Origin of the sequence: Asticcacaulis sp., from assembly GCF_051954415.1 — a bacterium.
Classification (GTDB): domain Bacteria; phylum Pseudomonadota; class Alphaproteobacteria; order Caulobacterales; family Caulobacteraceae; genus Asticcacaulis.
On record NZ_JBQCHT010000033.1, the window covers coordinates 94,352 to 120,932 of the forward strand.

At 59.1% G+C, this 26,581-nt stretch carries 23 protein-coding genes; 10 read left to right on the forward strand and 13 right to left on the reverse strand.

From position 1 onward, the window contains the following. Window positions 1-7: 7 nt before the first annotated feature. Together ACTHND_RS11410 and ACTHND_RS11415 are read left to right on the forward strand one after the other, a co-directional pair. Window positions 8-1,408 carry a DUF1800 domain-containing protein gene (locus ACTHND_RS11410; protein ID WP_440178070.1) on the forward strand — a complete coding sequence of 467 codons (1,401 nt, stop codon included), beginning with the start codon at window positions 8-10 and terminating at the stop codon, window positions 1,406-1,408. A gap of 1 nt (window position 1,409) precedes the next feature. After that, window positions 1,410-2,594 carry a DUF1501 domain-containing protein gene (locus ACTHND_RS11415; RefSeq protein WP_440178071.1) on the forward strand — a complete coding sequence of 395 codons (1,185 nt, stop codon included), beginning with the start codon at window positions 1,410-1,412 and terminating at the stop codon, window positions 2,592-2,594. A 2-nt stretch (window positions 2,595-2,596) separates the two neighbouring features. Here the strand turns inward: ACTHND_RS11415 and ACTHND_RS11420 are convergent, their stop codons facing one another. Both ACTHND_RS11420 and ACTHND_RS11425 read right to left on the reverse strand, forming a co-directional pair. Then, window positions 2,597-3,841, reverse strand: a complete 1,245-nt coding sequence (locus tag ACTHND_RS11420; protein ID WP_440178072.1) for an SAM-dependent methyltransferase — start codon at window positions 3,839-3,841, stop codon at window positions 2,597-2,599. 1 nt (window position 3,842) lies between these two features. After that, window positions 3,843-4,910 (reverse strand): mannose-1-phosphate guanylyltransferase/mannose-6-phosphate isomerase, encoded by a 1,068-nt coding sequence (locus ACTHND_RS11425; RefSeq protein WP_440178073.1) that lies wholly within the window; start codon window positions 4,908-4,910, stop codon window positions 3,843-3,845. A 249-nt stretch (window positions 4,911-5,159) separates the two neighbouring features. On the opposite strand from ACTHND_RS11425, the gene ACTHND_RS11430 reads away from it, so the two are divergent. The 4 genes from ACTHND_RS11430 to ACTHND_RS11445 all read left to right on the forward strand — a co-directional run bounded on the left by ACTHND_RS11430 (window position 5,160) and on the right by ACTHND_RS11445 (window position 11,220). Continuing rightward, a complete protein-coding gene (locus ACTHND_RS11430; RefSeq protein ID WP_440178074.1) occupies window positions 5,160-6,323 on the forward strand; it encodes an AGE family epimerase/isomerase in 1,164 nt (387 codons plus the stop codon). Window positions 6,324-6,405: 82 nt separating this feature from the next. Beyond that, complete coding sequence (locus tag ACTHND_RS11435; protein ID WP_440178075.1) at window positions 6,406-8,649, forward strand: glycoside hydrolase family 3 C-terminal domain-containing protein; 2,244 nt, start codon at window positions 6,406-6,408, stop codon at window positions 8,647-8,649. A gap of 152 nt (window positions 8,650-8,801) precedes the next feature. Then, window positions 8,802-9,662 carry a hypothetical protein gene (locus ACTHND_RS11440; protein WP_440178076.1) on the forward strand — a complete coding sequence of 287 codons (861 nt, stop codon included), beginning with the start codon at window positions 8,802-8,804 and terminating at the stop codon, window positions 9,660-9,662. Window positions 9,663-9,855: 193 nt separating this feature from the next. Further along, window positions 9,856-11,220, forward strand: a complete 1,365-nt coding sequence (locus ACTHND_RS11445; RefSeq protein ID WP_440178077.1) for an L-serine ammonia-lyase — start codon at window positions 9,856-9,858, stop codon at window positions 11,218-11,220. Between the two features lie 275 nt (window positions 11,221-11,495). Here the strand turns inward: ACTHND_RS11445 and ACTHND_RS11450 are convergent, their stop codons facing one another. The 4 genes from ACTHND_RS11450 to ACTHND_RS11465 form a co-directional block, all read right to left on the reverse strand. Then, a complete protein-coding gene (locus tag ACTHND_RS11450) occupies window positions 11,496-12,080 on the reverse strand; it encodes a hypothetical protein (RefSeq protein WP_440178078.1) in 585 nt (194 codons plus the stop codon). 110 nt (window positions 12,081-12,190) lie between these two features. Next, window positions 12,191-13,051, reverse strand: coding sequence for a DUF4238 domain-containing protein (locus tag ACTHND_RS11455; protein ID WP_440178079.1), 861 nt, complete (start codon window positions 13,049-13,051; stop codon window positions 12,191-12,193). A 94-nt stretch (window positions 13,052-13,145) separates the two neighbouring features. After that, the gene (locus ACTHND_RS11460) at window positions 13,146-14,156 is read right to left on the reverse strand and encodes a nucleotidyltransferase family protein (RefSeq protein ID WP_440178080.1); all 1,011 of its coding nucleotides are present in this window, start codon (window positions 14,154-14,156) and stop codon (window positions 13,146-13,148) included. A gap of 70 nt (window positions 14,157-14,226) precedes the next feature. Beyond that, entirely contained in the window at window positions 14,227-15,777 is a 1,551-nt protein-coding gene (locus tag ACTHND_RS11465) for an amidase (RefSeq protein ID WP_440178081.1), read from the reverse strand. Between the two features lie 161 nt (window positions 15,778-15,938). Between ACTHND_RS11465 and ACTHND_RS11470 the strand changes: the two genes are divergently transcribed. After that, window positions 15,939-16,916: a hypothetical protein gene (locus ACTHND_RS11470; protein WP_440178082.1), complete on the forward strand. Its 978-nt coding sequence runs from the start codon at window positions 15,939-15,941 to the stop codon at window positions 16,914-16,916. Between the two features lie 25 nt (window positions 16,917-16,941). After that, window positions 16,942-17,739: a 3'(2'),5'-bisphosphate nucleotidase CysQ gene (gene cysQ, locus ACTHND_RS11475; RefSeq protein WP_440178083.1), complete on the forward strand. Its 798-nt coding sequence runs from the start codon at window positions 16,942-16,944 to the stop codon at window positions 17,737-17,739. Here cysQ and rfbA read toward each other — a convergent pair. From rfbA to rfbC, 4 genes are read right to left on the reverse strand one after another with little or no spacing between them, the layout of a single operon-like run. Continuing rightward, a complete protein-coding gene (gene rfbA / locus ACTHND_RS11480; RefSeq protein WP_440178084.1) occupies window positions 17,736-18,599 on the reverse strand; it encodes a glucose-1-phosphate thymidylyltransferase RfbA in 864 nt (287 codons plus the stop codon). The two genes, cysQ and rfbA, sit on opposite strands and share 4 nt — an antisense overlap. A gap of 16 nt (window positions 18,600-18,615) precedes the next feature. Continuing rightward, window positions 18,616-19,506, reverse strand: coding sequence for a dTDP-4-dehydrorhamnose reductase (rfbD, locus tag ACTHND_RS11485; RefSeq protein WP_440178085.1), 891 nt, complete (start codon window positions 19,504-19,506; stop codon window positions 18,616-18,618). After that, on the reverse strand, window positions 19,507-20,559 hold the full coding sequence (gene rfbB / locus ACTHND_RS11490) for a dTDP-glucose 4,6-dehydratase (RefSeq protein WP_440178086.1): 1,053 nt from the start codon (window positions 20,557-20,559) through the stop codon (window positions 19,507-19,509). A gap of 15 nt (window positions 20,560-20,574) precedes the next feature. Further along, on the reverse strand, window positions 20,575-21,120 hold the full coding sequence (rfbC, locus tag ACTHND_RS11495; protein WP_440178087.1) for a dTDP-4-dehydrorhamnose 3,5-epimerase: 546 nt from the start codon (window positions 21,118-21,120) through the stop codon (window positions 20,575-20,577). 178 nt (window positions 21,121-21,298) lie between these two features. Here rfbC and cysD point away from each other — a divergent pair, with 178 nt between their 5' ends. Further along, window positions 21,299-22,213, forward strand: a complete 915-nt coding sequence (gene cysD, locus ACTHND_RS11500) for a sulfate adenylyltransferase subunit CysD (protein WP_440178088.1) — start codon at window positions 21,299-21,301, stop codon at window positions 22,211-22,213. 1 nt (window position 22,214) lies between these two features. Beyond that, window positions 22,215-24,146, forward strand: a complete 1,932-nt coding sequence (gene cysN / locus ACTHND_RS11505; protein WP_440178089.1) for a sulfate adenylyltransferase subunit CysN — start codon at window positions 22,215-22,217, stop codon at window positions 24,144-24,146. Here cysN and ACTHND_RS11510 read toward each other — a convergent pair. From ACTHND_RS11510 to ACTHND_RS11520, 3 genes are all read right to left on the reverse strand, one after another. Continuing rightward, entirely contained in the window at window positions 24,143-25,306 is a 1,164-nt protein-coding gene (locus tag ACTHND_RS11510) for a glycosyltransferase (protein ID WP_440178090.1), read from the reverse strand. The genes cysN and ACTHND_RS11510 overlap by 4 nt on opposite strands. A 189-nt stretch (window positions 25,307-25,495) precedes the next feature. Continuing rightward, complete coding sequence (locus ACTHND_RS11515; RefSeq protein WP_440178091.1) at window positions 25,496-26,371, reverse strand: WcbI family polysaccharide biosynthesis putative acetyltransferase; 876 nt, start codon at window positions 26,369-26,371, stop codon at window positions 25,496-25,498. Window positions 26,372-26,383: 12 nt separating this feature from the next. Continuing rightward, the coding region (locus tag ACTHND_RS11520; protein WP_440178092.1) for a hypothetical protein at window positions 26,384-26,581 on the reverse strand (198 nt) is incomplete at its 5' end.

Consider the following 26,581-nt stretch of genomic DNA (forward strand, 5'->3'; position numbering starts at 1 on the left):
TCATACCATGGCCGCTTCCGCAAGCTTTGACGATTCCCTCGCTTTATCCCGTTTCGGCCTTGGCAGCGGTCCTGAAGGGTGCGATGCCATAGGCGGGCGCGCCCGCCAGATACTGGCCGATGAGATTCGCGCAGGAGGACCGCGCCTCGTAACCGAAGCGCCGCTTCCGGACACGCCTGAACTTCTGGCGCGTCAAAAGGCTTATTACGTGGCGGTCAAGGCTCGCGAAAAAGCGCCATCATCGATTGATGCGGCCGACACAGCACAGCCGCCGCTTATAGTACCGGCCAATGAAATATATATGCAGGAACTGGATGTGCGGTTCAACGGCGCATATCTGGCGCCAGATATCGGCTTTAATGAACGCATGGTCATGTTCTGGGCCAACCATTTCGCCGTCTCGACCGACAAGAATGGCAATATCGGTGTGACCGCCGGTGCTTTTGAACGTGAAGCGATACGTCCCAATATTTTCGGCCGCTTCAAAGACCTGCTGCTCTCGGTCGAAACGCATCCCTGCATGTTGATGTATCTCGACAATCAGGATTCCATCGGCCCGGATTCGGCCGGCGGCCGCAAAAGCCGCAAGGGCCTGAACGAAAATCTTGCCCGCGAAATCATGGAATTGCATATTCTGGGCGTCGGCAGTGGCTATACTCAGGCTGATGTGACCTCATTCGCCGCGGCGCTTACCGGCTGGACCTACACAATCACACCGGACGAACGCCCCAATGATCCGATGCCTCTCAGGGACGGCTTCAAATTCGCACCAGGAAACCACCAGCCGGGATCGCGCGAAGTTCTTGGCCGCACCTATAGAAATGATGGTTTCTTCCAGGCGACCGATATCATGCTGGACCTTGCTGAGCGGCCAGCCTGCGCCCGCTTCATCGCCCTGAAACTGGCCCAGCATTTCGTTTCCGACACGCCACCGCAAAGCCTGGTGGACCGGCTGACGGACGTATTTCAGCGGACCGACGGTGATCTTGGCCTCGTCAGTCACGCCCTGATCGAGTCACCGGAAGCCTGGACCCCGGCCTGTGACAAGATGCGGCTGCCCCAAGAATATCTCATAGCGATGATGCGTGCCACAGGCGTCTCTCTTGTCCCCATTTCCATAGATGCCGTGCTCGCTACACTGGGAGAACGCATGTGGCGTCCGGGCGGCCCCAACGGCTATTCCGACCGTTTCGACACCTGGGCCACGCCGCCGGGCCTGTTTGCGCGCATGGAAGCCGCCAATCGTATCGGCCGCGCCGTGAAGGAAAATGTCGATCCCCGGCTGTTCGCGCAGTCGCTTCTGGGGCCGCGCCTGTCTGAAACAACCCTCGCCGCCATCAGCCAGGCGGAAAATGCCCGCCAAGGCCTGAGCCTGACCTTTATGTCACCTGAATTCATGAGACGCTGACATGACACGCACTCTTTTTTCCCGCCGGCGGTTGCTGCAACTCGGTGCCGGCACCGCCTTCGCCGGCTTTATCCCGCGCCTGTCCAGCGCGGCCGGCACGCGTGACCCGCGCTTCATGACCATTGTGCTGCGCGGCGCCCTCGATGGACTGACCGCCGTGCCGCCGGTTGGCGATCCGTCCTATAATCACCTGCGCGGCGATCTGGCGCACAAGGTGGGCACACCTGTGCCACTCAGCGATATGTTCGGCCTGCATCCCGCCATGCCCAATCTCGCGCGTCAGTACAGGGCCGGACAGGCGCTGATTGTTCACGCCAGCGCCTCGCCTTACCGCGACCGCTCGCACTTCGACGGCCAGGATGTGCTTGAATCCGGCCAGCCAGGCCCCGGCCACAAGGATAGCGGCTGGCTCAACCGCCTGCTCCTGACGCAAGGCTCCGGGCAAAAAATCGCGCCCGATCGCGGACTGGCAATTGGCGCCATCACGCCGCTGATCCTGCGCGGACAGGCCGACTGCCTGGGCTGGACGCCAAGCACCCAGCCTTTGCGTGACGACGCACTGCCCGGCCGGGTGATGGCACTTTACAAGGCCAGCGATCCGAAACTGGCCGATATTTGCGCCACGGCTCTGCGCAGCCAGGCCATTGCCGGCGCGGCCGGTGACAACGCCAAAGGTAAGGCGGATCTCATGGTGGCCATGGCGCAGGGCGCGGCGCGGATGATGGCGCGCGACGACGGACCCAGAATCGGCGCAATGGCGATCGAAGGCTGGGACACGCACAGCAGTGAAATCTCCATCCTCGAAAAGCAACTCAGCGGCCTTGACCGGGCACTGGGGGCTTATGAGCAGACCCTGGGGCCGGTATGGAACGACACCGCCATACTGGTCATTACCGAATTCGGCCGCACCGCCGCCATCAACGGCACCAACGGCACCGATCACGGGACCGGAACAGTGGCCTTCCTGACCGGCGGCGCGGTCAAGGGCGGCCGGGTCATCGCCGACTGGCCAGGGCTAAAGACCAATCAGCTTTATCAGGCCCGCGACCTGGCGCCGACTACCGATATCCGCGCGGTCGCCAAGGGGGTCATGCAGGGCCTGTTCGATACACCCGTGTCAATCATGGGACAGGACATCTTCCCCGAATCGGCCGGTGTGGCGCCGATGCGTGACCTGATCGCCTGACCTCAATCGACGGCCCGAATCTCCAGCCGGCTGATCATGCCGGTAAAACGATCGTGGACGCGCAGCCGTACTTCCAGTCCGGCGGTATCTTCCGTCAACTCGAAATCGAGCGCCAGCTTTTCGGGTGACGCGCCGAACAGGCCCATGCGTATGGTTCTGGATGCCAGGACAACCTGTCCCGTTTCCACACAGGCATCCAGCGTGATCTTGCCGGCCGGTTTGCCTTCCAGAAAAAGCGTGGCCCGATAACGCCCGGCCGGCAGATCGGCATAGGGCCCCCAGAGCTGGTGGCCGCGCCCGGCCCGGTCGAAAGTCAGCCGGCCGTCAACTTTTTGACCGTCACGGGTCTGCAGGGCCGGATCATCGCCCGAATAGAGGCTTGGACTCCCGTCGTCCACCCAGGCTTCCCATACGCTGATATGACCGAGATCGGCAGAAGCGTGGCGCAGGCTTTTAAAGCCGCAATGGCGCAGGGCCTTGCGGAAATAGTCGCTGCGGAAGCCCAGTTCCAGCCAGCCGTGTTTGCGGATCGCCCACAGGGATTCGCCATCCATGCGCAGCCCCCACGGCACAGGGTAGTCATCCACGATCGGCTCAGCGGCAAAATAGATACGTCCTCCGGGCTTAAGCGCCCCTTTCAGCGCCCGCAGCAGGCGGATATGATCGTCACAATGATGGAAACATTCAAAGAAAACAATCGCATCAAACGGGTCCGTGATCGTTTCGGCCCACATGAAATCCGAATTGACCACGGTTACCGGCACGTCGGCCTCGGCGGCGCGCAGCCGGATCAGCTCGCAGAAATTGGCCTCCAGATCGACGGCCGTCACGTCAAGTCCCAGCCTGGCCATGGTGAGCGTGGTTTCACCCCAGCCTGGCCCGAATTCCAGCACCCGGTCGCCCGGCGAGACCTTAAGGGTGCGCAGCAGGTGGGCGATCGCGCCCAGATATCGACCGGCCGTACCTACGCTTTGGGTCGACCATGGAAACGGCCGTTTCGCCGCTGCCCTGGCATTGAAGGGTGTCGCTTCATTTTCCAGCCGATATGCCTTGCCGGAGACACCATTATAAAGCGCCATCTGGCGATCATGATAGGCTTCGCTCAGGGGGTCTGAGGGCAGGTCCGCCGCGAAATCCATACGAAAGGTCGTGAACACCTGACGCAGGGCATCATCCGATACGGCGCTGGCCGCATCGCATTCACGGATTTTCGCATCCAGGGCGGCGATATCACGCAAAACCTCCATGTCAGCCCGGCGTAAGTCTGGCCTTGGCGGCCTCAGCAGCTTTCTTGACATCCTGGGCGCGCGACAGAGGCGCGATCAGGATGCCGGCCTCGGTCGAGATCACCATGACATCGTTCATACCGATGACCGCCACGACCGGTCCGCCATCATTTCGGATCAGGCAGTTTTCGGATTCAATCAGTATGGCCTCGCCCTTGACGTGATTGGCGCTGTCATCTTTTTCGCCCAGTCGCCACAGTTCGGCGAAACCACCAACATCCGCCCAGCCGATATCACACGGAATAACCGCCGAACGCGACGTGTTTTCCATGACGGCATAATCGACGCTGATCGACGGCACCTGGCCAAAAGCGTCCTCATCGAGGCTGATGATCACGCCGTCACGATGGGCTTTCTTATAAGCATCGACGCAGGCGGCAAGCACTTCGGGGGCATATAGGCTCAGTTCCTCCAGCATGACCTGGGGCGAGAACAGGAAGATGCCGGCATTCCAGTCATGGCGTCCGCCTTCAACATAGCGCGTGGCTGTCTCCAGATTGGGCTTTTCCCAGAATTTTTTGATTTCAAAAATGCCTTCCGAAAGCGGCTCGCCACGTTCGATATAGCCAAAGCCGGTTTCCGGATGGGCCGGCGTAATGCCGAAGGTGACGATCCGGGACTTCGCGGTTTCGGACGCGGCAACCACCGCCGCGTGGAAGGCCTCCGGCTTGGTGATGACGTGATCCGCCGGCACCAGCAGCACCAGGGCCTCCGGATCGCCCTCCTGTCCACTCAACGCCGCCATGGCGGCGACGGCAGCGGTATTGCGGCCGAACGGTTCGAGAATCACACCTTGCGGCGCCTTGCCGATCGCCGCGAGTTGCGAGACGACGAGATCCTTGTGCCCGCGGCCGCAGATGGCGACCGGCGCCAGGTAGTCTTCCCCGACCAGACGCAGGGCGGTTTCCTGGATCATCGTATTCGGCGTGGCCAGGGCGTGAAACTGTTTGGGCGCCGAAGGCGTGGACAGGGGCCAGAGACGCGTTCCGGAACCGCCTGACATGATGACAGGTATAATCTTGTTTGACATTTTGATTTCGCCCTTGCCTCCCCGTGCGGAAGGTTCATGGTCTTCCATGACTTGCCGGAGAGTATTTTTTCGATGTCGTGGCCTCTGCGTACATATAAAGAGACGGTAGGTAAATATTCCCGTCCGTCAAACAGATAAGTATTTTTGAAATATTTAATTTGCCGGCTTTTTCAAACCCAACTGTATTTTTACGCGTTTTTGTTCTAACCCCGTGATCCACGATCCATCATCCTTGTGAGACCCGCTCCCATGCCGACACTCGCCCATGCCCTTGTCGAAAAACAGCAATCCCTGCGCCAATGGCTGTTCGATCACGCCCTGCCCCTGTGGTGGGATATCGGCGGCGACCGCGAAAAGGGCGGCTTCTATGAGAAGATCAATCTCGACGGCAAGCCGGACGATGTCGACCGCCGCACACGCGTGGCCGCGCGGCAGGTCTTTTCTTATGCCCTGGCCCGGCGCATGGGCTATCAGGGCGAGACCGACGCCCCCATCGACCAGGGCCTGAAGTGGCTGGCGGGTCCGGCGCACAATTCGGAAACCGGGATGCTTTACGCTACGCTGAAGCCGGACGGCACAGTGGTGCGCGGCGAATTCGACTTCTACGACCACGCCTTCGCCATGCTGGCCTATGCCTCGGCTTACCGCGTCCGCCCGGATGACAAATCGCTGGAAGCGGCGGGCGTCGCCATCCGTGACAGGATCATCGCGGATTACTCCCATCCCGTCCGCGGTTTCGAGGAAGCCAATCCCCGCACCCTGCCGCTCAAGGCCAATCCGCACATGCACATGTTCGAAGCCTGCCTGGCGTGGATCGAGGCCGGCGGCGACGACAAATGGCGCGACATCGCCGCCGAGATCGCCGACCTGTGCGTCGAAAAGTTCCTGCATCCGGAAACCGGCGCCCTGCGGGAATTCTTCGATGGCGACTGGAACGCCATGCCGGGCGAAGCCGGCCGGATTGTCGAGCCCGGCCACCAGTTCGAATGGGCCTGGCTGTTCCTGCGCTGGGCGGAAATGACCGATCAGGATCACTATATCAAGACTGCGCAGCGTCTGATCGATATCGCGGAGGTGGCGGGCACCGATCCGAAGCGCAATGTGACGATGTTCGAGCTGTGGGACGACTTCACCGTCAAGGATGCCAAGGCGCGCCTGTGGTCGCAGACTGAACGCATGAAGGCATTCACCGCCTTGTCGCAAGCGGCGAAAACGCCTGCGGAGAAGGAATCCGCCATTGCCAGCCTGATCCAGGCGACCTCCGGCCTGCAACTTTACCTCAGTACCGAGATCGAGGGATTATATCGAGATCGCATGAAGCCCGACGGGACGTTCGAGATCGAACCGGCGCCGGCCAGTTCGCTCTATCACATCATCTGCGCCATCGATGAGCTGACTTCGGTAAAGGTGTAAGAGGCTCAAGTTGGGGCTTTCCCCGGAAGCGCTTCCAATGTAGCGTCGGCGGCAATTATAAAACCGCTCCCGGAGGAAGCCCATGAAAGCCCGTCACACCCTTCTGACCGCGTCCCTGCTTGCCTGCGTATCTACCGCTGCCCTGGCTCAGGTTCAGCCCCCAAAACCAGCATGGATGGATACCTCAAAGCCCGCCGACCAGCGCGCCGCAGCGGCGGTCGCCGCCATGACGCTCGATGAAAAGCTCGGCCTTGTCATGGGCTATACCGACCCGGAACAACTGATGAAAGAGCCGGATGATATCGTCTCGCCCGCCATCAAGGCCGATGTAAAGGCCAACCATATCAAGGGTTCGGCCGGTTATATCGCCGGCATTCCCCGCCTCGGCATCCCGGCGCAATGGCAGACGGACGCCTCGATCGGCGTGCGCGTCAGTGGCATGGAGCGCACGGCCCTGCCCTCTTCGCTGGCCACCGCCGCTTCTTTCGATCCGAAGATCACCGAAATGGGCGGCGTGATGATCGCCACCGAGGCCCGCGCCTCCGGCTTCAACGTCTTCCTGGCCGGCGGCGGCAACCTGGCCCGCGAACCGCGCAATGGCCGTAATTTTGAATATACCGGCGAAGACCCGCTGCTGACCGGCCGCATGACCGGCGGCCTGATCAACGGCATCCAGTCGCAGCACATGGTTTCGACCATGAAGCACTGGGCGGTCAATGACCAGGAAAGCCAGCGCACCACGGTTGACGCCACCATCTCGAAGCCGGCCATGCGCCAATCGGACCTGCTGGCCTTCGAGATGATCTATGACCTGTCCAATCCCGGTTCGGTCATGTGTTCCTACAATCTCGTCAATGGCGACTGGGCCTGTGAAAACGATTATCTCAATAACCAGGTGCTTAAAGACGACTGGGGCTTCAAGGGCTATGTCATGTCCGACTGGGGCGCGGTTCACTCCTCGGCCAAGGCGGCCAAGGCCGGCCTGGACCAGTTCACCGGCTATCCGTGCTGCGGTCATCACGGCGCCTTCTTCTCGGCCAAGACGCTGAAAGCCGATATCGACAGCGGCGCTATCCCCATGTCGCGCATCGACGACATGGCCGAGCGCATCCTGTGGCCGCTGTTTGCCAAGGGCGTGGTCGATAACCCTGTAAAAGTCGGCCCGATCGATTTCGAAGCCGACGCCAATGTGTCGCAAAAGGCTGCCGAAGCCTCGCTGGTCCTGCTGAAGAACGAAGGTGACCTGTTGCCACTCAAGGCGAAATCCATCGCCATGATCGGCGGCCATGCCAACAAGGGCGTGATGGCCGGCGGCGGCTCTTCCGGCGTCACGCCGGTGGGCGGCAATGCTGTGCCCGGACTGGAACCGAAGAGCTGGCCGGGGCCGGTGGTTTTCATGCCGTCCTCGCCGGTCGAGGCGCTGAAGGCCGCCAAGCCTGAGGCTACCATCACCTATATCAGCGGTGATAATATCAAGAAGGCCGTCGCGCTGGCCAAGAAAAGCGAGGTCGCCGTCGTCTTCGTGACGCAATGGATGGGCGAAGGCATCGACAATCCGCTGGAACTGCCGGGCAACCAGGATGCCCTGGTCGCCGCCGTGGTCAAGGCCAATCCGAAGACCATCGTCGTGGTCGAATCGGGCGGCGCCATCCTGATGCCCTGGGCCGACAAGACGCCGGCCATTCTCGAAGCCTTTTACCCCGGCGCCCGCGGCGGGCAGGCCATCGCCAACATCCTGACCGGCATGGTCAATCCCTCCGGCCACCTGCCGATCAGTTTCCCGGCGTCGAATGCGCAACTGGCTCATGCCGAGATTCCCGGTTTTCATAAGCCGGACGGCATCAGGGTCGGGATCACCTATGACGAAGGCGCGGCCATCGGCTACAAGTGGTACGATGTAAAAGGCTTCAAGCCCCTCTTCGCCTTCGGGCACGGTCTCAGCTATACCACCTTTGCCACCTCGGCACCGGTCGCCACGGCGGATGGTCCTAATGACGTTTCGGTCGGCGGTTCGGTCACCAATACCGGCAAGACGGCCGGTGCGGCGGTGATGCAGGTCTATGTGTCGCCCGCCGACTGGCAAGCGGCTGGCTGGGAGGCCCCCAAGCGCCTCGTCGCCTTCCACAAGGTCGATCTCGCCCCCGGCCAGGGCCAGAACTTCACCGCCAAGGTCGATCCTAAGCTGCTCGCAACCTACGACGAAACCACCGATAGCTGGGTGGTCAAGGCCGGAGTCTATCACGTCCTTCTAGGCCAGGCGTCAGATAATCTGCCGCAGAGCGTAGACATCACCCTGCCCGAAAGCCGCTGGAGCGCGGTTCACTAACTGGCGCATTTGGAATTAATGCAATAATAACGAGCGTGCCAATGAAAAGGGCACGCTCGTGCCTTGTCAGCCGCGCGTTTTAGCGCCTACTATTCCCGTGCTTAAAAGCGTCTGCATTTTTGCCATCCCACGTTCAATATTCAGGAATTACCGTGCCCAATACCGTTATTCATCGCCCAGTGGACCGCAGAGTAAAAGAGTCCCTCTGGTTTGAACCTTACCGCACTAATGTCACCTCCGCGGGGGGGGAAGATGGTGTAGCCGCACGGATTTTCGAAATTATCGGCGTAAAAAACAAGGTGGTGGTTGATTTTGGCGCGGGCGACGGAAAACGCATCAGTAATTCCTACGATCTCGCAAATAACAAAAAATGGAGCGCGGTTCTCATCGAGCCCAGCAAGGCTTATGCCGCCCTTCATGAACTCTACCGTGAGCGGCCGGACGTATTTACCGTAGAGGACATTGTCGGCTTTTCGGATGAAAACAAGCTCGACGCGCATCTGGACCGTGCCCCCTTTACCGTTCCCGTCGATTTTGATTTTCTATCCATAGATATTGATGGCAATGATATCCACGTCTGGCGCGACTTGCAAAAGTACAAGCCCAGAGTGGTTTGCATAGAATTCAACCACGCCATCCCCAACGACGTATACCTGTTGCAGGAGAAAAACCTCAACCTGAACCTGGGTTCATCCCTGCTGGCAACCGTGGAAGCGGCTCAGGAAATGGGTTACGAACTCGTTGCCGTTACCGCGCCGAACGCTTTCTTTGTGCTCAAAGAGTTATATCCCCAATTCAATATTGCGGATAATTCCGTCGATGCGATGCATTACAATGCCTATAAGGAAACCAAGCTATGCCAGGGATATGACGGCACCCTTGTGCTTGCGGGCATGGCGAGGCACTGGTGGAAAGGGTTTGCGATCGAAGAAGATCGTTTGCAGGTTCTCCCTTCCAATATGCGGAAATGGAAATTCGATGGTTATTTGTGGCCAACAAAGGCTTTAAAATAGCGGGTCTTCATTCTATCAGTACGATTGGTCTGGGAAGCACTTAAGTACAATTGAAACCAGATTGACCGCGAATGCGGCTTGTGGGAACGTGGCATCAATAAAAATGCCACATGGCGCGGATAAACGGCCCGAAATGGACGGATATATCCCGCCAGATGTCATAAGAGACATCACCACAAGAAAGATGCCCGACATGACCAGACCCGCCTGGGCCCTGAGCGTCACCGATCTCTTTACCATCGGCATCGGCCCTTCCAGTTCGCATACGGTGGGGCCGATGCGGGCGGCGGTCCATTTCGCGGAACAGGCCGCCAGTTATGGCCAGCCATCGCGCGTCATCTGCAAGCTCTACGGCTCGCTGGCCCTGACCGGAAAGGGCCACGCCACCGATACCGCCATTCTGGTCGGCCTTTCCGGCTGGCTGCCCGACCGCATAGATCCGGAAGCCATTGCACCGCTGGTCACCGAAATCCGCGCCACGCACAGCCTGAAACTGGCGGGGCTTTATGACATTGTTTTCGATCCGGAAGCCGACCTGCAATTCATGATGGGCGAGTTTTTGCCCGAACATTCCAACGGCATGGTCTTCGAGGCCATCTATCCGCGCGGCAACCCCTTCACCGCCACCTATTTTTCCATCGGCGGCGGCGCGATTACCGGCGATACCGTGGTGGCCAATTCGAGCAATATCGCCCTGCCATATGCTTATGCTTCCGGCGCGGAATTGCTGGCCATCTGCGCTGCGGAAAACCTGTCGATCGCCGAGGTGGTGGCGCGCAACGAGCTGGCCTTTCGGACCGAGGCCGAGACCCACGCCTTCATCGACCAGGTGCGCGAGGCCATGATGGCCAGCATCAAACGCGGTGTGTCGCTCGAAGGCACCCTGCCCGGCGGGCTAAACGTCAAACGCCGCGCCAGGGCGATGAAGGAACGGCTGGAGGAACGCGGGCCGCGCATCGATCCGTCGCACATTTTCGAATGGGTCAGTCTGTACGCGTTGGCGGTCAATGAGGAAAACGCCGCCGGCGGACGGGTGGTGACGGCGCCGACCAATGGCGCGGCGGGGGTGCTGCCGGCGGTGATCAAATATTACGAGACCTTCGTGCCGGGGGCCACGAAAGAAGGCTCGCGCACCCTCTTGATGACGGCGGCGGCGATCGGCTTTCTTTACAAGACCAATGCTTCGATCTCGGCGGCGGAAATGGGCTGCCAGGGCGAGGTCGGGGTCGCCTGTTCCATGGCGGCAGCGGGGCTGTGCGCGGCGCTGGGCGGTATGCCCGGCCAGATCGAAAACGCCGCCGAAATCGGCATGGAGCACAATCTCGGCCTGACGTGTGACCCGATCGGCGGACTGGTGCAGGTGCCGTGCATCGAGCGCAATACCATGGGCGCCATCAAGGCGATCAACGCCACCTATCTGGCGCTGAATGGCGACGGCCACCACATCGTCTCGCTCGATGCGGTGATCGAGACGATGCGCCAGACCGGCGAGGACATGCGCGCCAAGTACAAGGAAACGAGCCTCGGTGGGCTTGCTGTGAATGTGGTGGAGTGCTGAGGTCTTAGGACGGATCGACATTTAGTCACCGTGGCCGACTTCAAGAAGGTCATCCACAGATTACGCAGATTACGCAGATTTTTCAGTGCCTTATAATGCACTTTACCGCGCAATGGAATTGAATTGGGCGCGAAGCGCCAATCCATCACGGGAATGTCTCCACTGAGATCGGACAGTCATCACTGAAAAATCTGCGTAATCTGCGGATCGCCTGTCAAAGCCTGCCAAAACCACTGCCCGAACCACTGAATGCCGATCTGTTCCAGGACAATTCGCTAGCCTGAGTTCGGCGGTGGATATTGAGGTGATGGTATTGACGCCGATTTCGCTTCACGTCTTTGCTGGGCCAGTTCGGCGCGGGCCGCTTCGAAAGCTTCGGTGTAATCGACATAGGTGACTTTCTGCCAGGACGGCACCTCAACCATGCCGGCCATTGCCGCAGGGCGTTCCGGAGCAGCGGGTTTTTGCGGATGGCTTTGCGTCGGAACGGCTTCCTGAACCGGCATTTGTGCGAGGGTTTGGGCCTCATCCCACCACTGTCCCAGACTTTGGCGGCGCTCTTCGCCCCATTTCAGCGTACCGGCCAGGGAGACCCGCGCCTTGATGGCCGCTTCCTCGTGAGCGGCGCGTTCGGCTTCGACTTTACGCGGCTCCGGCCTCTGGCGCTCGGCGCGGTCGCACCGGCTGTAGATGCGCTCGATCATGGCGGCGGTCCGCACGGCCTTCTCGACGCCCGGCAGGTCTTCGGGATCGTCCATAGCGGTGACTTTAAGCAGCATCCGGTCGGCAAAGGCGCGCAAAAGCTCGCGCCGTTCCTCCGGGGTCAGGTGTGCCTGTGCTGTACGGTCATCGAGAGACATCCGGATAGGATGCACCGGGAATTACGGGCGGGAATAGATTTTCAGAACCGATACGCAAGATTTCGGCAACTCGTATCCTGTCCCTGCAATTCCTAATTCTGTCACCGTATTCACAGGGTGCCTTGAGGCGCAGGCTTATCTGGCCCCGTCATATACTTGCTGGCGAGTTTTGAATATGGGTCGCGTGTCACCGCAACCACCCAGTTCGCGCATTGACGAAACTGGCCACCTATTATGTCGATTGCGAGCGCTTCTCTAAACTCTGATTTAAACCTAATTTCTTCGTAGGATCGTTGTTTGCCAGCAATTAAAAGGGTATTTGGCGTTAACGGCAATGTCATCCATTCTATTTTTCCATTCGTTCCACCCGCGAGAATTGGACGGTCGGCTAAAACAAGCTTCAGCTTCTCATTACTGAAGTCGAAAAGCCTCCATGATAAATCAGCAACATTTTGTCCAAACCCTTGTGCAGATTGAATTGCCGCCTCAAGAACAAGTGTCTTCGCATTTCCCTTTTTTATAGCATCCAAAAGCTCCAACGATGTGTGGGTTGCTGGGGCGTCGCCAGCCACAATGCGCTTCACCTCGTCTTGCCACTGGGCTTCGACAATTTTAGTCTTCGAATGAATCTTTTCTGGCCTACGGTTGGCGCACAGCATTATTGTCGAGGCAAACGCATGCCTTTCATCGGCAGAAAGGGAGTCCACGCCTTTTAACAACATTTTCTCACGGAGAGTCGCCGCTCGGCTCTCAAACTGTTGAAAAGTTTGCTCAAATAGAACCGGGTTTTGTGCGCCCTCTACCCTATACAGATTGAGTTCGTAACCGATTGCGGCGGGGCTTTTTTGTTTGGAAACTACCCGGTTTGGATAACGTATGAACGTAGCCATCTCGCCGTTTTCGTTGACCCATGGCTTCATCATGAATTGAGGGAGCCAATGGTGCTTTTTCGGTTCATTTTGAACAGCCATTAAACCTCCTGGCCACGGTTTCTAGTCTCAGCACGATATTGGACTACGGAATTGCAGTAACAGGATATCAATTACACGAGGATGGATACCTAAACTATAGTCCGTTCAGAAGGGCCGTAATATCCGGCTTGTGTCGCAGGGACTTATCAATCGCTTCCCGCCATTTTTCACCGGAATTGAGCGCCGTTTGCCAGGCGGATTGCAGGTCATAGGGGCGGTCTTCGGCCAGAACACGGATCAGGCTTTCCGCCTGAGCCAGGTCTTTTCTCGCCTTGCTTTCCTGCCCGCCCGTTCGCCGCTGCGCCACGATGAGTTTGTGGATAGCATAACGTTCGGGCCGGGGAATCTGCAAAAGAACGCCGCTGCGGTACAGACCGACGGCGGGGATCGGATCGGCGATCAGAAAATTGAGAAAGCTCAGGGCCTGAGCATAAACGCCCAGGGGTTCCAGAAAGACCGCCTCGTTGCCTTCCTTCATCAGGGGCACCAGAAAATCGATCCGGGCGCCGCCCCCCGGCATGTGCCAGCGGGTCGGGCGTCGGGCGTTCAGCCCCGGAATGGGCGTCAGGTTCAGCGCGCGAAATGTATCGGGCAAGTCCGGATCGACCTTATCCTCGATAACCAGTTTCAGGTTTTCGAAGGCGGCAATATCCAGGTCTTCGGTCACCGCCAGCGCATTATCGAGCCAGCCCCCCAGTTCAGCGCTCATCAGCCTGTAGGCGTGAGTCCCCACCAGGGTGCCGCCCAGCCGGAAGACACCCACGCGCGCCATGGCGTTCAGCACCTTGCCGCTTTCCCGATCCAGAGCCGGCAGGCCCGCCGCCCTGAGTTGCGCCACAAGGCTGGCGCATCGCTTGTTGAGCGCCTTTTGCGTCTCCAAATCAGCGACGGCTTTTTCAAGACGTGTCCGCAGATCGGGCGTGTCGCGGCCGAGATAGCGGTCAACCACGCGATCACCAATGCGCTGGCGGGCGTACCAATATGCGCCCTTGCCGCCGGTGTCTTTCAGGAATGGCGTGCCGCCAATTTCAGAAAGTGCCTGCTGGCGCAGGGTTTCGAGCAGATCCTGATAGGCAGTTTGAAGAGCCAGGGGAATGGAGCGCATTTTACCCTACAAAGATTATTTTCGTAGGGCATAACTCAATTACCCTACGAAAGCAAATTTTGTAGGGTAATTATTTCGCGCTCTTCCGCCCCTGCTCGAAGGCATAGCCCGTCTTCAACAGCGTCGCTTCGCTCCATTTGGGGCCGATAAAGCTGAGGCCCACCGGCAGGCCCTGGACCGCGCCCATCGGCACGGTCAGGTGGGGATAACCGGAGGTGGCCGGCAATTGCGTGGCCGAGGGGCCGGTGTACTGGTCGCCATAGACCAGATCGGACAGCCAGGCCGGGCCGTAGGTCGGGGCGATCAGGACCGTAACTTTATTCACCGCCAGCAGGCCGTCGATCCGCGCGGCCGAAGCGTTTCTGGCCAGATAGGCGGCGGAGACATAGGCCGGATCATCGAGCCCTTTGGTCTGTTCGGACTGCTCGAACAGTTCCTGCCCGAAGTAAGGCATTTCCTGCGCCGCATTGGCTTTATTGAAGGCGATGACATCGGCCAGGGTGCGCGTTTTCACTGCCGTGGGGGTCGAGGCCAGGTAGGCATTCAGGTCGGCCTTCAGTTCGGTCATCATGACGGTCATCTCGGCATCGCCCAGGCCCTTGACCGAGCTGTCCCTGATATCGACCATCACCGCGCCCTGATCTGTCAGTTTCTTGAGTGCGGCTTCAAAGACGGCGGTGGTCTTGGCGTCATTACCGACCTGATCGCGCAGCACGCCGATGCGCACGCCTTTCAGGCTGTAATCCGTTAGACCTGCCGTATAGTCGGTCTTATGGGCGTCGGCTTCGCTGGTTGCCTTATCGGCGGGGTCGCTGCCGGCCATGACGGTCAGCATGGCGGCGATATCGGCCACGGAATGGCCCATCGGTCCCGGCGTATCCTGGCTGTGCGAGATCGGCACCACATAGGTGCGCGAGACCAGCCCGACGGTCGGTTTCAGGCCGGCCAGGCCGTTCATCGACGACGGACAGGTGACGCTGCCATCGGTTTCGGTGCCGACCGCAAGCGGCGCCAGTCCGGCCGCCACGCCCGCGCCGGAACCGGAGGACGAGCCGCAGGCCGTGCGGGCATGATCGACCGCATTGGCCGTCAGGCCGCCAACGCCGCTCCAGCCGCTGACCGAACGGGTGGAGCGGATATTGGCCCATTCCGACAGATTGGCCTTGCCGAGGATGATGGCGCCGCCGGCACGAAGCCGGGCCACCACCGGCGCGTCGCGGTGGGTGATATTGGCGGCCAGGGCCAGGGAGCCGGCCGTGGTCGGCATGATATCCGCCGTCTCGATATTGTCCTTGATGAGGACGGGGATGCCCATCAGGGGGCCCAAGTCCTTGCCGGCCTTGCGGGCGTCGTCGGACTCTTTGGCCCGTTTCAGGGCATCGGGATTGACGGTGATAACGGCGTGGAGATCGCCATTCTTCGCCTTGATCTGGTCGAGCGCCGCCTGGGTGAGATCGACGGCGCTATATTTGCCGGCCCTGATGTGGGCCTGGATATCGGCGACGGGGGCTGTCAGGTCCGCTTTCGCCAGATCGTAGGCGGACGGCGCGCGACCGGGCATCTGGCAGGCGCTGAGCGCCAGAAGCATGGAAACACCAGCGATCAGATGACGAATGGACATAGGCGGCCTCCCCTGAGAAAGCGGAAGTTAGCTACAGATTTGCGAAGGTGACAAGTGAAACCGGATAACTGCCAGATGAGCAAATTCGGAATTGTTTTGATGACCTGCGGTATTTTCATGCTATCCAGACTTAAGCAAGGCCAGACAGGGACTACTGATTTATGACGACAGACCGCAAAGGGCTTAAACAGGTTCTCATTGACAAGATGGCCCGGATCATCGCCCCCCTGGTTGCGGATGCGCTTCTGCCGATACTGGCTGAGCGTGTTGCCGGTCTTGTCGATGCCCGTATCGATGGTGGCGCCAAACCGGCCCTGCCGCCGGTGGATGTTTTTCGCTCAGCGCCCGATGCGCCGTTCATGGCCTATTCGACCTGCACAGCGACGGACTTCCTCCATCCGGAATTTCAGCGACTGACCGACCTTATTGATCATCAGGTGTTTTATCATCGCAAGCTGTGGGAATTTATTTTCATTCTGCATCATGCTTTCCGGCTTGGCGCTGTGGGACCGGACAAACGCGCCCTGGGTTTCGGCGTCGGCACCGAGCCACTTCCGGCGGCCTTTGCCAGTGCCGGGACTCATGTCATGGCGACCGATGCGCCGCCGGAAATCGGTCTGAAAAATGGCTGGGCGGATCACCGGCAACTGGCTGAGGCCCTCAGCGCGATTCCCGAAGGGCGTATGGATCGCGCCGAATTCGAGCAACGTGTGCAGTTCGAGCATTGCGACATGAACGCCATTTCCCCTGCCCTCACCGGTTTTGATTTCTGCTGGTCCGCCTGCGCGCTCGAACACCTCGGCTCCATAGAAAAGGGCCTGGATTTCATTATCAACAGCGTTGAGAAAACCTTGAAGGTCGGCGGCGTGGCGGTCCATACGACCGAGTTCAACCTGAGTTCCAACAGCCAAACCCTCGACAATAACTGGACGGTTCTTTTTCGGCGTCGTGACCTGGATCAGCTTGCGGAAAAACTACGGGCACGCGGGCATTATGTCGAACCCTTCACGGTGGCGCCGGATACCATGCCCGTGGACCGATATATCGACGCGCCGCCCTATGGTGAGCCGCACCTCAAGCTGCTGCTTGAAAATTTTGTCACCACTTCGGCCGGTCTCGTGATACGCCGGGGACGATAATTCTTCCCGATTCCCGGAGTTTCCCTTGGACCTGAACCCGATCATGCTGGCCGCCGGCGCCGAAATCATGCGTATCTACGCCACCGATTTTGCCGTGGTCACGAAGGGCGACGCCTCGCCGGTGACCGAAGCCGACCAGAAGGCCGAGGCCATTATCCTGGCCGGCCTGAAGCATATCGCGCCCGGTATTCCGGTGATCGCCGAAGAGGAAGCCGCCGCGGGACGCTTCCCCACCACCGCCGGCACCTTCTTTCTGGTCGATCCGCTCGACGGCACCAAGGAATTCATCTCGAAAAACGGCGAGTTCACCGTCAATATCGCCCTGATCGAGGATGGCCGCCCAGTTCTGGGGGCCGTTTATGCACCGGCGCTGGGCAAGATCTGGTGGGGTTCAGTCGGCTTGAATGGTAAATCGGGGGGCGCCTTTATGGCCGAGGTCGCCAATGGCGCAATCGGTGAGGCGCGCCCCATAAGCGTGCGCCAGCCGGAAGGCGGTCTGATCGCGGTCGGTTCCCGTTCGCATGGCGGCGCGGAAACGCAGGCCTATCTCGAAGCCTATGCGGTTGCCGATTTTGTCGCGGCCGGGTCATCGCTGAAATTCTGCCTGATCGCCGAAGGCCGCGCCGATATTTATCCGCGCATGGGCCGCACCATGGAATGGGATACGGCGGCGGGTGACGCCGTCCTGCGCGCCGCCGGCGGGCGGGTCGAGACCCTCGACGGCCAGCCGCTCAAATACGGCAAACGGTTCCAGGATAATGACGGAGATTACGCCAATCCGCACTTTGTCGCCTTCGGCGCGGTGGAAACGCGGCTGGCCTAATCTATCAGCTTCTGCAAGTACCGGCCGTAATCGCTCCTATCCAGCCGGGTAATAAGGGCGGCCAACTGGGCATTGTCGATATAGCCGCGCCGCCAGGCCACCTCTTCCGGACAGGCGATTTTCATGCCCTGCCGTTTTTCCAGAACACGCACAAAATCGGCGGCATCCAGCAGACTGTCGGGCGTGCCGGTATCGAGCCAGGCATAGCCGCGACCGATCGGCTTCACGCGCAGTTCGCCGCGTTCCAGATAGGTGCGGTTGATATCGGTGATTTCCAGTTCGCCGCGCACCGAGGGCTTGAGATTGGCGGCGATATCTATGACCTGATGATCGTAGAAATAGAGGCCGGTCACCGCCCAGTTCGACCGCGGTTTCACCGGCTTTTCCTCGATGGATACGGCCTGGAAATTGGCGTCGAATTCGATCACGCCGTAGCGTTCCGGATCGGACACCTGATAGGCGAAGACGCTGGCGCCGGAGGTGATGGCGGCCGCTTCTTCCAGAAAGCCGGACAGCGACGGGCCGTAATAGATGTTATCGCCCAGGATCAGGCAGGACGGCTGGCCATCAACGAAATCGGCGCCGATAATATAGGCCTGGGCCAGGCCCTCCGGCGCCGGCTGTTCGGCGTAGGATAACTGAATACCCCACTGCTCGCCCGTGCCGAGGAGTTTCTGGAACTGCGGCAGATCATGGGGCGTCGAAATGATCAGGATATCGCGGATGCCGGACATCATCAGGGTCGACAGCGGATAATAGATCATCGGCTTGTCGTAGATCGGCATCATCTGCTTGGAGACGCCGAGTGTCATCGGATACAGGCGCGAACCGCTGCCGCCCGCCAATATTATGCCCTTCATAGGGAAATCCTCTGTCTCATCTGCCGGTTATTATCAGTTCATCGAGGCAGACGTCGAGCGAATCCTGCCAGGGCTCCAGACGCAGGCCAAAGACCTCATCCAGCTTGTCGCTGTTCAGGCGGGCATTTAACGGACGCTTCGCCGCCGTCGGATAGTCGGCCGTGGCGATGGGATTGACATGGACAGGCTTATGGCCGCGCGCTCCAGCGCCTTTGAAAATGGCTTTGGCAAAGTCGGCACGCGTCGCTTCCCCCTCCCCGGCGAGATGGAAGGTGCCGCGGATCGTCGGGTCAGGATCGATGACGACCTGTTGGGCAATGGCCAGCACGGCGCGCGCGGCCTCCGGCGCATAGGTCGGGCAACCAAGCTGGTCGGCCACGACGGTCACCTCGCCGCGTGTTTCGGAGAGGTGCAGCATCATTTTCACGAAGTTGCTGCCCAGTGACGAATAGACCCAGGAAATGCGTAGGATGACATGGTTATCCGTCGCGGCGCGGACCTGTTCCTCGCCCGACAGTTTGGTCCTGCCGTAGACGCTGATGGGCGCAGGCGTATCCAACTCGGTATACGGTTCATCCTTGTCACCGGAAAAGACGCAATCGGTCGAGAGGTGCAGGATGGGAATATCGAGTTCGGCCGCCAGCCGGGCCAGGACGCCGGGCGCATCGCCATTGACCGCCTGTGCCAGCTCGGGTTCGCTCTCGGCCTTGTCCACCGCCGTATAGGCCGCCGAGGAGATGATGACCTCGGGACGGATCTCCCGCACCGCTGTCTCGATCGTCTCCGGTTTCGACAGGTCGACATCGGGCCGGCCAATCCGCACGATCTCAAGCCCCAGCCGCTCGCCTTCGATCTGCAGGGCGGTATCGACCTGGCCATTTTTTCCGGTCACAAGAATACGCATCATCTAAGCTTTCACAATTCCCAGCCGTTCGCCGGCATAGACCTCGCCGCGCAGGGGGCGCCACCAGGCTTCATTATCGAGATACCAGCGTACCGTTTTCTCAATGCCGGTATCGAAGGTTTCCTGCGCCTGCCAGCCCAGTTCGGTTTCCAGCTTCGCGGCATCGATGGCGTAACGCCGGTCATGACCGGGACGGTCAGTGACGAAGGTAATCAAGCGGTCGTGCGGCGAGCTTTGCGGGCGCAGCCGATCCATAAGGGCGCAGATGCGCCGCACCACGTCGATATTGCGCCGCTCATTGCGGCCGCCGACATTATAGGTTTCGCCGAGGCGTCCCTTGGCGCAGATCAGATGCAAAGCTCGGGCATGGTCTTCCACATGCAGCCAGTCGCGGATGTTCGAGCCGTCGCCATAGACCGGCAGAGGCTGGCCTTCCATCGCATTGATGATGCTGAGGGGAATCAGCTTTTCCGGAAAGTGATAGGGACCATAATTGTTCGAGCAGTTCGAGACCAAGACCGGCAGGCCGTAAGTCCGGTGCCAGGCCTTGGCGAGATGATCGGCCGCTGCCTTGGAGGCGGCATAGGGCGAGGATGGATCATAGGGCGTGGTTTCCCCGAACAGGCCGCTTTCGCCAAGGCTGCCATAGACCTCGTCGGTCGAGACATGCAGGAAGCGGAAATCGGCTTTTGCCTCACCCTTCAGGCCGCTCCAGTAGTGACGCGCCGCCTCCAGCAAGACAAATGTGCCCATGACGTTGGTCTCGATGAAATCCTTCGCGCCGGTGATCGACCGATCCACATGGCTTTCCGCCGCCAGGTGCATGATATGATCAGGGCGGAAACCGGCAATAACCTGGCTGAGCTTCGGACCGTCGCAGATATCACCCTGGACGAACTGGTAATTATTGGCGCCGGCGATCGGCGCCAGCGATTCCAGATTACCGGCATAGGTCAGCTTGTCGAGATTGAGCACATCGGCGCCGACCTCACCGACCAGATACCTGACCAGGGCCGAACCGATAAAGCCGGCACCACCGGTGACGAGAATACGCATGATTGGGTTGTGCCTTTATGACTTAAGCGACGAAAGAGGCGGCTGGATTTTATCCTTAGCCGACAAAATCGCCGTGGCAATATCGGTGGGCCAGTTGATGCTGATGTCAGGGTCGTCAAAGGCAATCCCGGCATCATGAGGCGCGCTGTAAGGACAGGTCACCTTGTAGAAGACCTCCGTATCCGGTTCCAGCGTACAGAAACCATGCGCGAAGCCCGCCGGCACCCACAGTTGTTCTGCGCCCGCAGCGGTCAGGGTTTCGCCGATCCATTGGCCAAAGCTGGGCGAGTCAGGGCGAATATCCACCGCCACATCGAAGATCGCCCCTTTCAGGCAGCGCACCAGCTTGCCCTGGGCAAAGGGTTCGGTCTGGTAATGCAGGCCGCGGATGGTGCCGGTTTCGCGCGACAGGGACTGGTTGTCCTGAACGAACGTGACATCGGCAACATTTTCCCGAAACCAGCCGTCCTTGAAGGCTTCCATGAAGAAACCGCGCGCATCGCCAATCATCTTGGGCTGGATAAGAACCGGACCGGGTATGGCAAGCGTCTTGAACTGCATTATAGACCTTTAGTGCCGTTTATGCGCTCTGCGCAAGCTGGCTCCCTGTTCCTTACCCTAGCCACCGCATCTTAAGCCAGAGTTTAGACTTTGTGGTTTGTTCCCTGCAAAGAGTAAAGTTAGATAGGCCGCTCTGAATGACGAATGTGCCGAAGAGGCGCATGAAAAAGGTTTCTGTATGCCTGTTACGCCTGAACGAATGACTCATCTGAAGCGCCTGGAAGCCGAGGCGATCTTCATCATGCGCGAAGTGGCGGCCGAGTTCAAAAATCCGGTCATGCTCTATTCGATCGGCAAGGATTCGTCGGTCATGCTGCACCTGGCGCTCAAGGCCTTCTACCCGTCAAAGCCCCCCTTCCCCTTCATGCATGTCAACACGACGTGGAAGTTCGGCGAGATGATCAGGTTCCGCGACGAGACCGCGGCGCGCCTTGGGCTGAACCTGATCAGCCACACCAACCAGGAGGGCGTGGCCAATAATGTCAACCCGTTCGATCACGGCTCGAACGTCTTCACCAACATCATGAAGACCGACGCGCTGAAGCAGGCCCTCACCCTGCACGGCTTCGACGCGGCCTTCGGCGGCGCCCGCCGCGACGAGGAAAAGAGCCGCGCCAAGGAGCGCATCTTCTCCTTCCGCACCGCCAATCACGGTTGGGATCCGAAGAACCAGCGCCCGGAACTGTGGAACCTTTATAATGCCCGCGTGAAGCCGGGCGAATCGATCCGCGTCTTCCCGATCTCCAACTGGACCGAACTGGACATCTGGCAATATATCCTGATGGAGAACATTCCCATCGTCCCGCTATATTTCGCCAAGAAGCGCCCGGTGGTGCAGCGCGGCGGCCAGTGGATCATGGTCGATGACGACCGCCTGCCGCTCAACCCCGGCGAAGTGCCGGAAATGAAGTCCGTGCGCTTCCGCACCCTGGGGGATTACCCCTTGACCGCCGCCGTCGAATCCGAAGCCGCCACCCTGGAAGAGATTGTGGCCGAGATGCTGGTGGCCCGCACCTCCGAGCGCTCCGGCCGCCTGATCGATCACGATGAAGCCGGCTCGATGGAAAAGAAGAAGCGCGAGGGATACTTCTAAGATGAACGCGATCGCTATGGAAGACGCCCTGGATACCAAGGCACTGGTCGAATATCTGGCCACGCACGAGAAGAAAGACCTGCTGCGCTTCCTGACCTGCGGGTCGGTGGACGACGGCAAGTCGACCCTGATCGGCCGTCTGCTCTATGACACCAAGCTGATCTTCGAGGACCAGTTGGCCAGCATCGAGAAGGACTCGAAGAAGCACGGCACGGTGGGCGATGATATCGATCTGGCCCTGCTGGTCGATGGTTTGCAGGCGGAGCGCGAACAGGGCATCACCATCGATGTCGCCTACCGTTTCTTCACGACCGACAAGCGCAAGTTCATCGTGGCCGACACCCCCGGCCATGAGCAATATACGCGCAACATGGCGACCGGCGCCTCCAATTCGGATCTCGCCGTCATCCTGATCGATGCGCGCAAGGGCATATTGACTCAGACGCGCCGGCACTCGTTCATCGTGTCGCTGCTCGGCATCAAACATGTGGTGCTGGCGGTCAACAAGATCGACTTGATGGATTACAGCCAGGACGTCTTCAACGAGATTGTTGTCGATTACCAGGCGTTCGCTGCTGATTTCGGTTTCGAGACCCTGCAGGCCATTCCGATGTCCGCCCGCTATGGCGACAACGTTCTGGGCCGCAGCGACAAGATGCCGTGGTATCAGGGCCCGACGCTCGTTGAGCACCTGGAAACGGTGCAGATCGATCAGGACCAAAGCCAAAAGCCTTTCCGTTTGCAGGTCCAGTGGGTCAACCGTCCGGACCTCAATTTCCGCGGCTTCTCCGGCACCATCTCTTCGGGTACGGTCCGTCCGGGCGATGAGGTGCTGGTCGCCAAATCGGGTAAAAGCTCCAAGGTCAAGGCGATCGTCACCTATGACGGCGACCTGCCGGCCGCCGCTGCCGGCCAGGCCATTACGCTGACCCTGGAAGACGAAATCGATATCTCGCGCGGTGACGTGATCTCCGCAACGGACAATCGACCCGAAGTGTCCGATCAGTTCCAGGCCCGCCTGATCTGGATGAGTGAGCAGGAACTGATCCCCGGCCGCACCCTGCTGGTCAAGATCGGCGCGAAAACCGTTTCGGCGTCGGTGACCGAAATAAAGCACAAGACCGACGTCAATACCTTCGCCGATCTGGCCGCCAAGACGCTGAAGCTGAACGAAGTGGCGCTGGTCAATATCGCCTTGCAGGAACCCGTGGCGTTTGATCCGTATGCGGACAATCATGAAATGGGCGCCTTTATCGTCATCGACCGTGTGTCGAACCTGACGCTCGGCGCCGGCATGATCGAGCACGGCCTGCGGCGCGCCACCAATGTCCACTGGCAGGCGCTCGACGTCAACAAGGCGACCCGTGCGGCCGCCAAGGGCCAGAAACCGGCCGTGTTGTGGTTCACCGGGCTTTCCGGCGCCGGCAAATCGACCATCGCCAATCTGGTCGAGAAGAAACTGCTGTCGCTCAGCCACCATACCTATCTGCTCGATGGCGACAATGTCCGCCACGGCCTGAACAAGGATCTCGGCTTCACCGATGCCGACCGCGTGGAGAATATCCGCCGCGTCGCTGAGGTCTCGAAGTTGATGGTCGATGCCGGCCTGGTGACGCTGGTGTCGTTCATCTCGCCCTTCCGGGCCGAGCGCCAGATGGCGCGCGAACTGCTGGGCGACAACGAGTTCATCGAGATCTACGTTTCGACCCCGCTCGACGTGGTGGAAAAGCGCGACGTGAAGGGCCTCTATGCCAAGGCCCGCGCCGGTGAGATCAAAAACTTCACCGGTATCGACAGCCCGTATGAAGCGCCGGAAAGCCCGGAACTGACGCTCGACACCACGAGCCAGACGCCGGAGCAACTGGCGGAAAAAGTTGTCGCCTACATGCTGGCAAACGGCTTCCTGGGTGATGGCCTGGATTACGTGATCTAGGAACGGATGGCGAGAGCCTGAAGGGCTTTCGCCGCCGCACCAATATCCGCCTCGGCCCATTTTTGCGCCGTGTAATCTTCGTATATGCCCTGCGGGTCTTGCACGGGAACAAGGCAGGACTGCACCTGAACGACACCGGCGTCCGCCGCCAGTTCCGGCGCCAGGCCCCAGTCGGTCGTGATGACGCGGCGTCCGGATTGCAACGCTTCGGCCAGAGTCAGGCCGAAGCCTTCCGAGCGATGCAGGGACAGAAGCACATCGATCACCGCGTAGAAATCGCCAAGACCGATTTTGCGGTCACGCCCATCAAATAGCAGAATACGTGCGTCCGCCAGCGCCGCGGCCTTTAGCAGATCGTACCCAGCGGGGTAAAGCGCACAATCATGGCAGCGCAGGATCAGACGGGCCGCCTGATTTTTGGGAAATGCCGCCTGGAAGGCTTCAATAGCGCCCAGCGGGTTTTTGCGCCAGAACCCGGACGCCATCGAAAAGGTGAAGCCGGCAACAAATGCCTCCTTATCGATGCCCAGATAGGCGCGAGCTTTTGCGGCCTCCGCATCACTCACAGGCGCAAAAGGATCGGCATCAACCGCGTTGGGCACGATCCTTATTGGTCGCGCCTCGGGCATGACGGCTCTGATCGCGTCAGCCACGAAGGGCGTCGGCGCCCAGATGCCGTCGGCCCATTTCAGCGCCTTGCCCCAATCTGACGGAGCCTCCGCCAGTTCCCAGTGCCAGTAAGGAATAATGGCAGACCGGCTATAGGCCTCGCGTCCCAGCTTGCTCAGAAAGCGGTTAAACAGGGGCGGCGCGGCATGGATGATGATGTCGGTCGGAGCAAAATTCGCCATCTCCTTCAACCCGCCGGTATCGGTGCGCTCGATGTCTGTCACCAGCCGCAGGGCCTTGGCCATATCCATGCGGAAGACTGGAATACCCCTGGCTTCCATGTCCATCGCCATCAGGTCTGCGGCCCGTTGCAGGCCGCAGCGCACCGAAAAAAGACCGGCTATGGCGACGCGTTCACCGCGATACGCGCGCCGGGCCTTTACCGGTGCATAACGTATGTGCGGACTGCCGAAATGATAGTCATTCGAGAGGCCCAGAATGACATTGCGCAGACCTTTTGGCAAAAAGCGGGTAAAACCGGTTCCGAACACGGCTTATTCTTCAATCACGGTACGGTTCATTTCTCTTCACTCTTTCGAAATCCACCGCGCCAAGCCATTTTGAAGCTACACGCGTAGATTTGAGGTCCAGTCTTTTCTTCTTGCTTCCCAGGATAGCCAGCTTTTCGATACAAGGTTCCAACAATTGAGCGAGACGCCTGCGGTATACCCAGACAAGTTTCAAAGCGCCGCCTGAAACTTTGCTTCCCAGTCCACATAATTATCCATGGCGATCATATCTTCGCGGTTGTAATCACGGTACATGGCATAGCACCTACTGATAAACTCGGGCATTGACATATACGTTTCTGATTTAGGCACCTTCAACAGATCAACCGAATAGGGCAGGTTGAAGGTTTCAGATATATAAGGAAATACCGGAAATATCGCATGGGCCTGCATCCATTGAGGAAAACAGTCTGACGTCATCGAACTGGCCTTCAGGCCCAGATGCGACAAAATTTTCCGCGCGTAGATGAACATGAGGTGGGTAGTCGGATGATTTACCACAAAAAGAGGAAGGCGCTCGTAAAGCATCTCAACAAATTCATCGTAAAAGTGAATGTCTGCTTCATTACTTCGTTTTTGCAGTTCTGCCAGACTTGCAGACCAGACATTCAAATAACCAAATTTTTCAGCAAACTGGCTGTTTTCAATAAGATCAAATGCCGCTTTTTCGCCGAGACCGTGCAAAAAACTCATCAATACGGTGCGGCTGTGATAATCGGCCAGCGGACTTTGCAATCGCGGTTTCTTCCCGGTCAGGGTAACATCTGGATGTAATCCGCCAAAATAAACGTTTGTTAGTGTGAAGGCAGACTTGGCATTTTCCCTGATAGCATCCCCTCGTACAAAATCCTGGGGCCACCGGTCGGAAATTGGATAATAGAGAACAGTATCCGCTTCCCTTATTTTTTGCGTCACCTTCTCGCGGTCACTTTCACTGAGACGATTGACCTCGACCCAATCGAATTCTGCCGAAGGGCAAAGCGTATTACAAATGATGCTTAACGGTTTGGCGTGACAATTAGCGATTAAAAGAATTTTCATGATCATCTAAGGCTAAGTTTATGATTTAGCGCCGATTGTCGATACCATCATTTTCATCTCCTTCACCATATCCTGATGTGTCAGTATGGCGAGTGTATCTATTGGATCATAGGCGTATAGATGATCTTTTAGCAAGGCTGCGACATGGCGGCGGAAGGCCTGGCGCTGGTCGTCGAAACCTGAGCGCGCCAGGGCGGCGTTGACCGTATCGGCCAG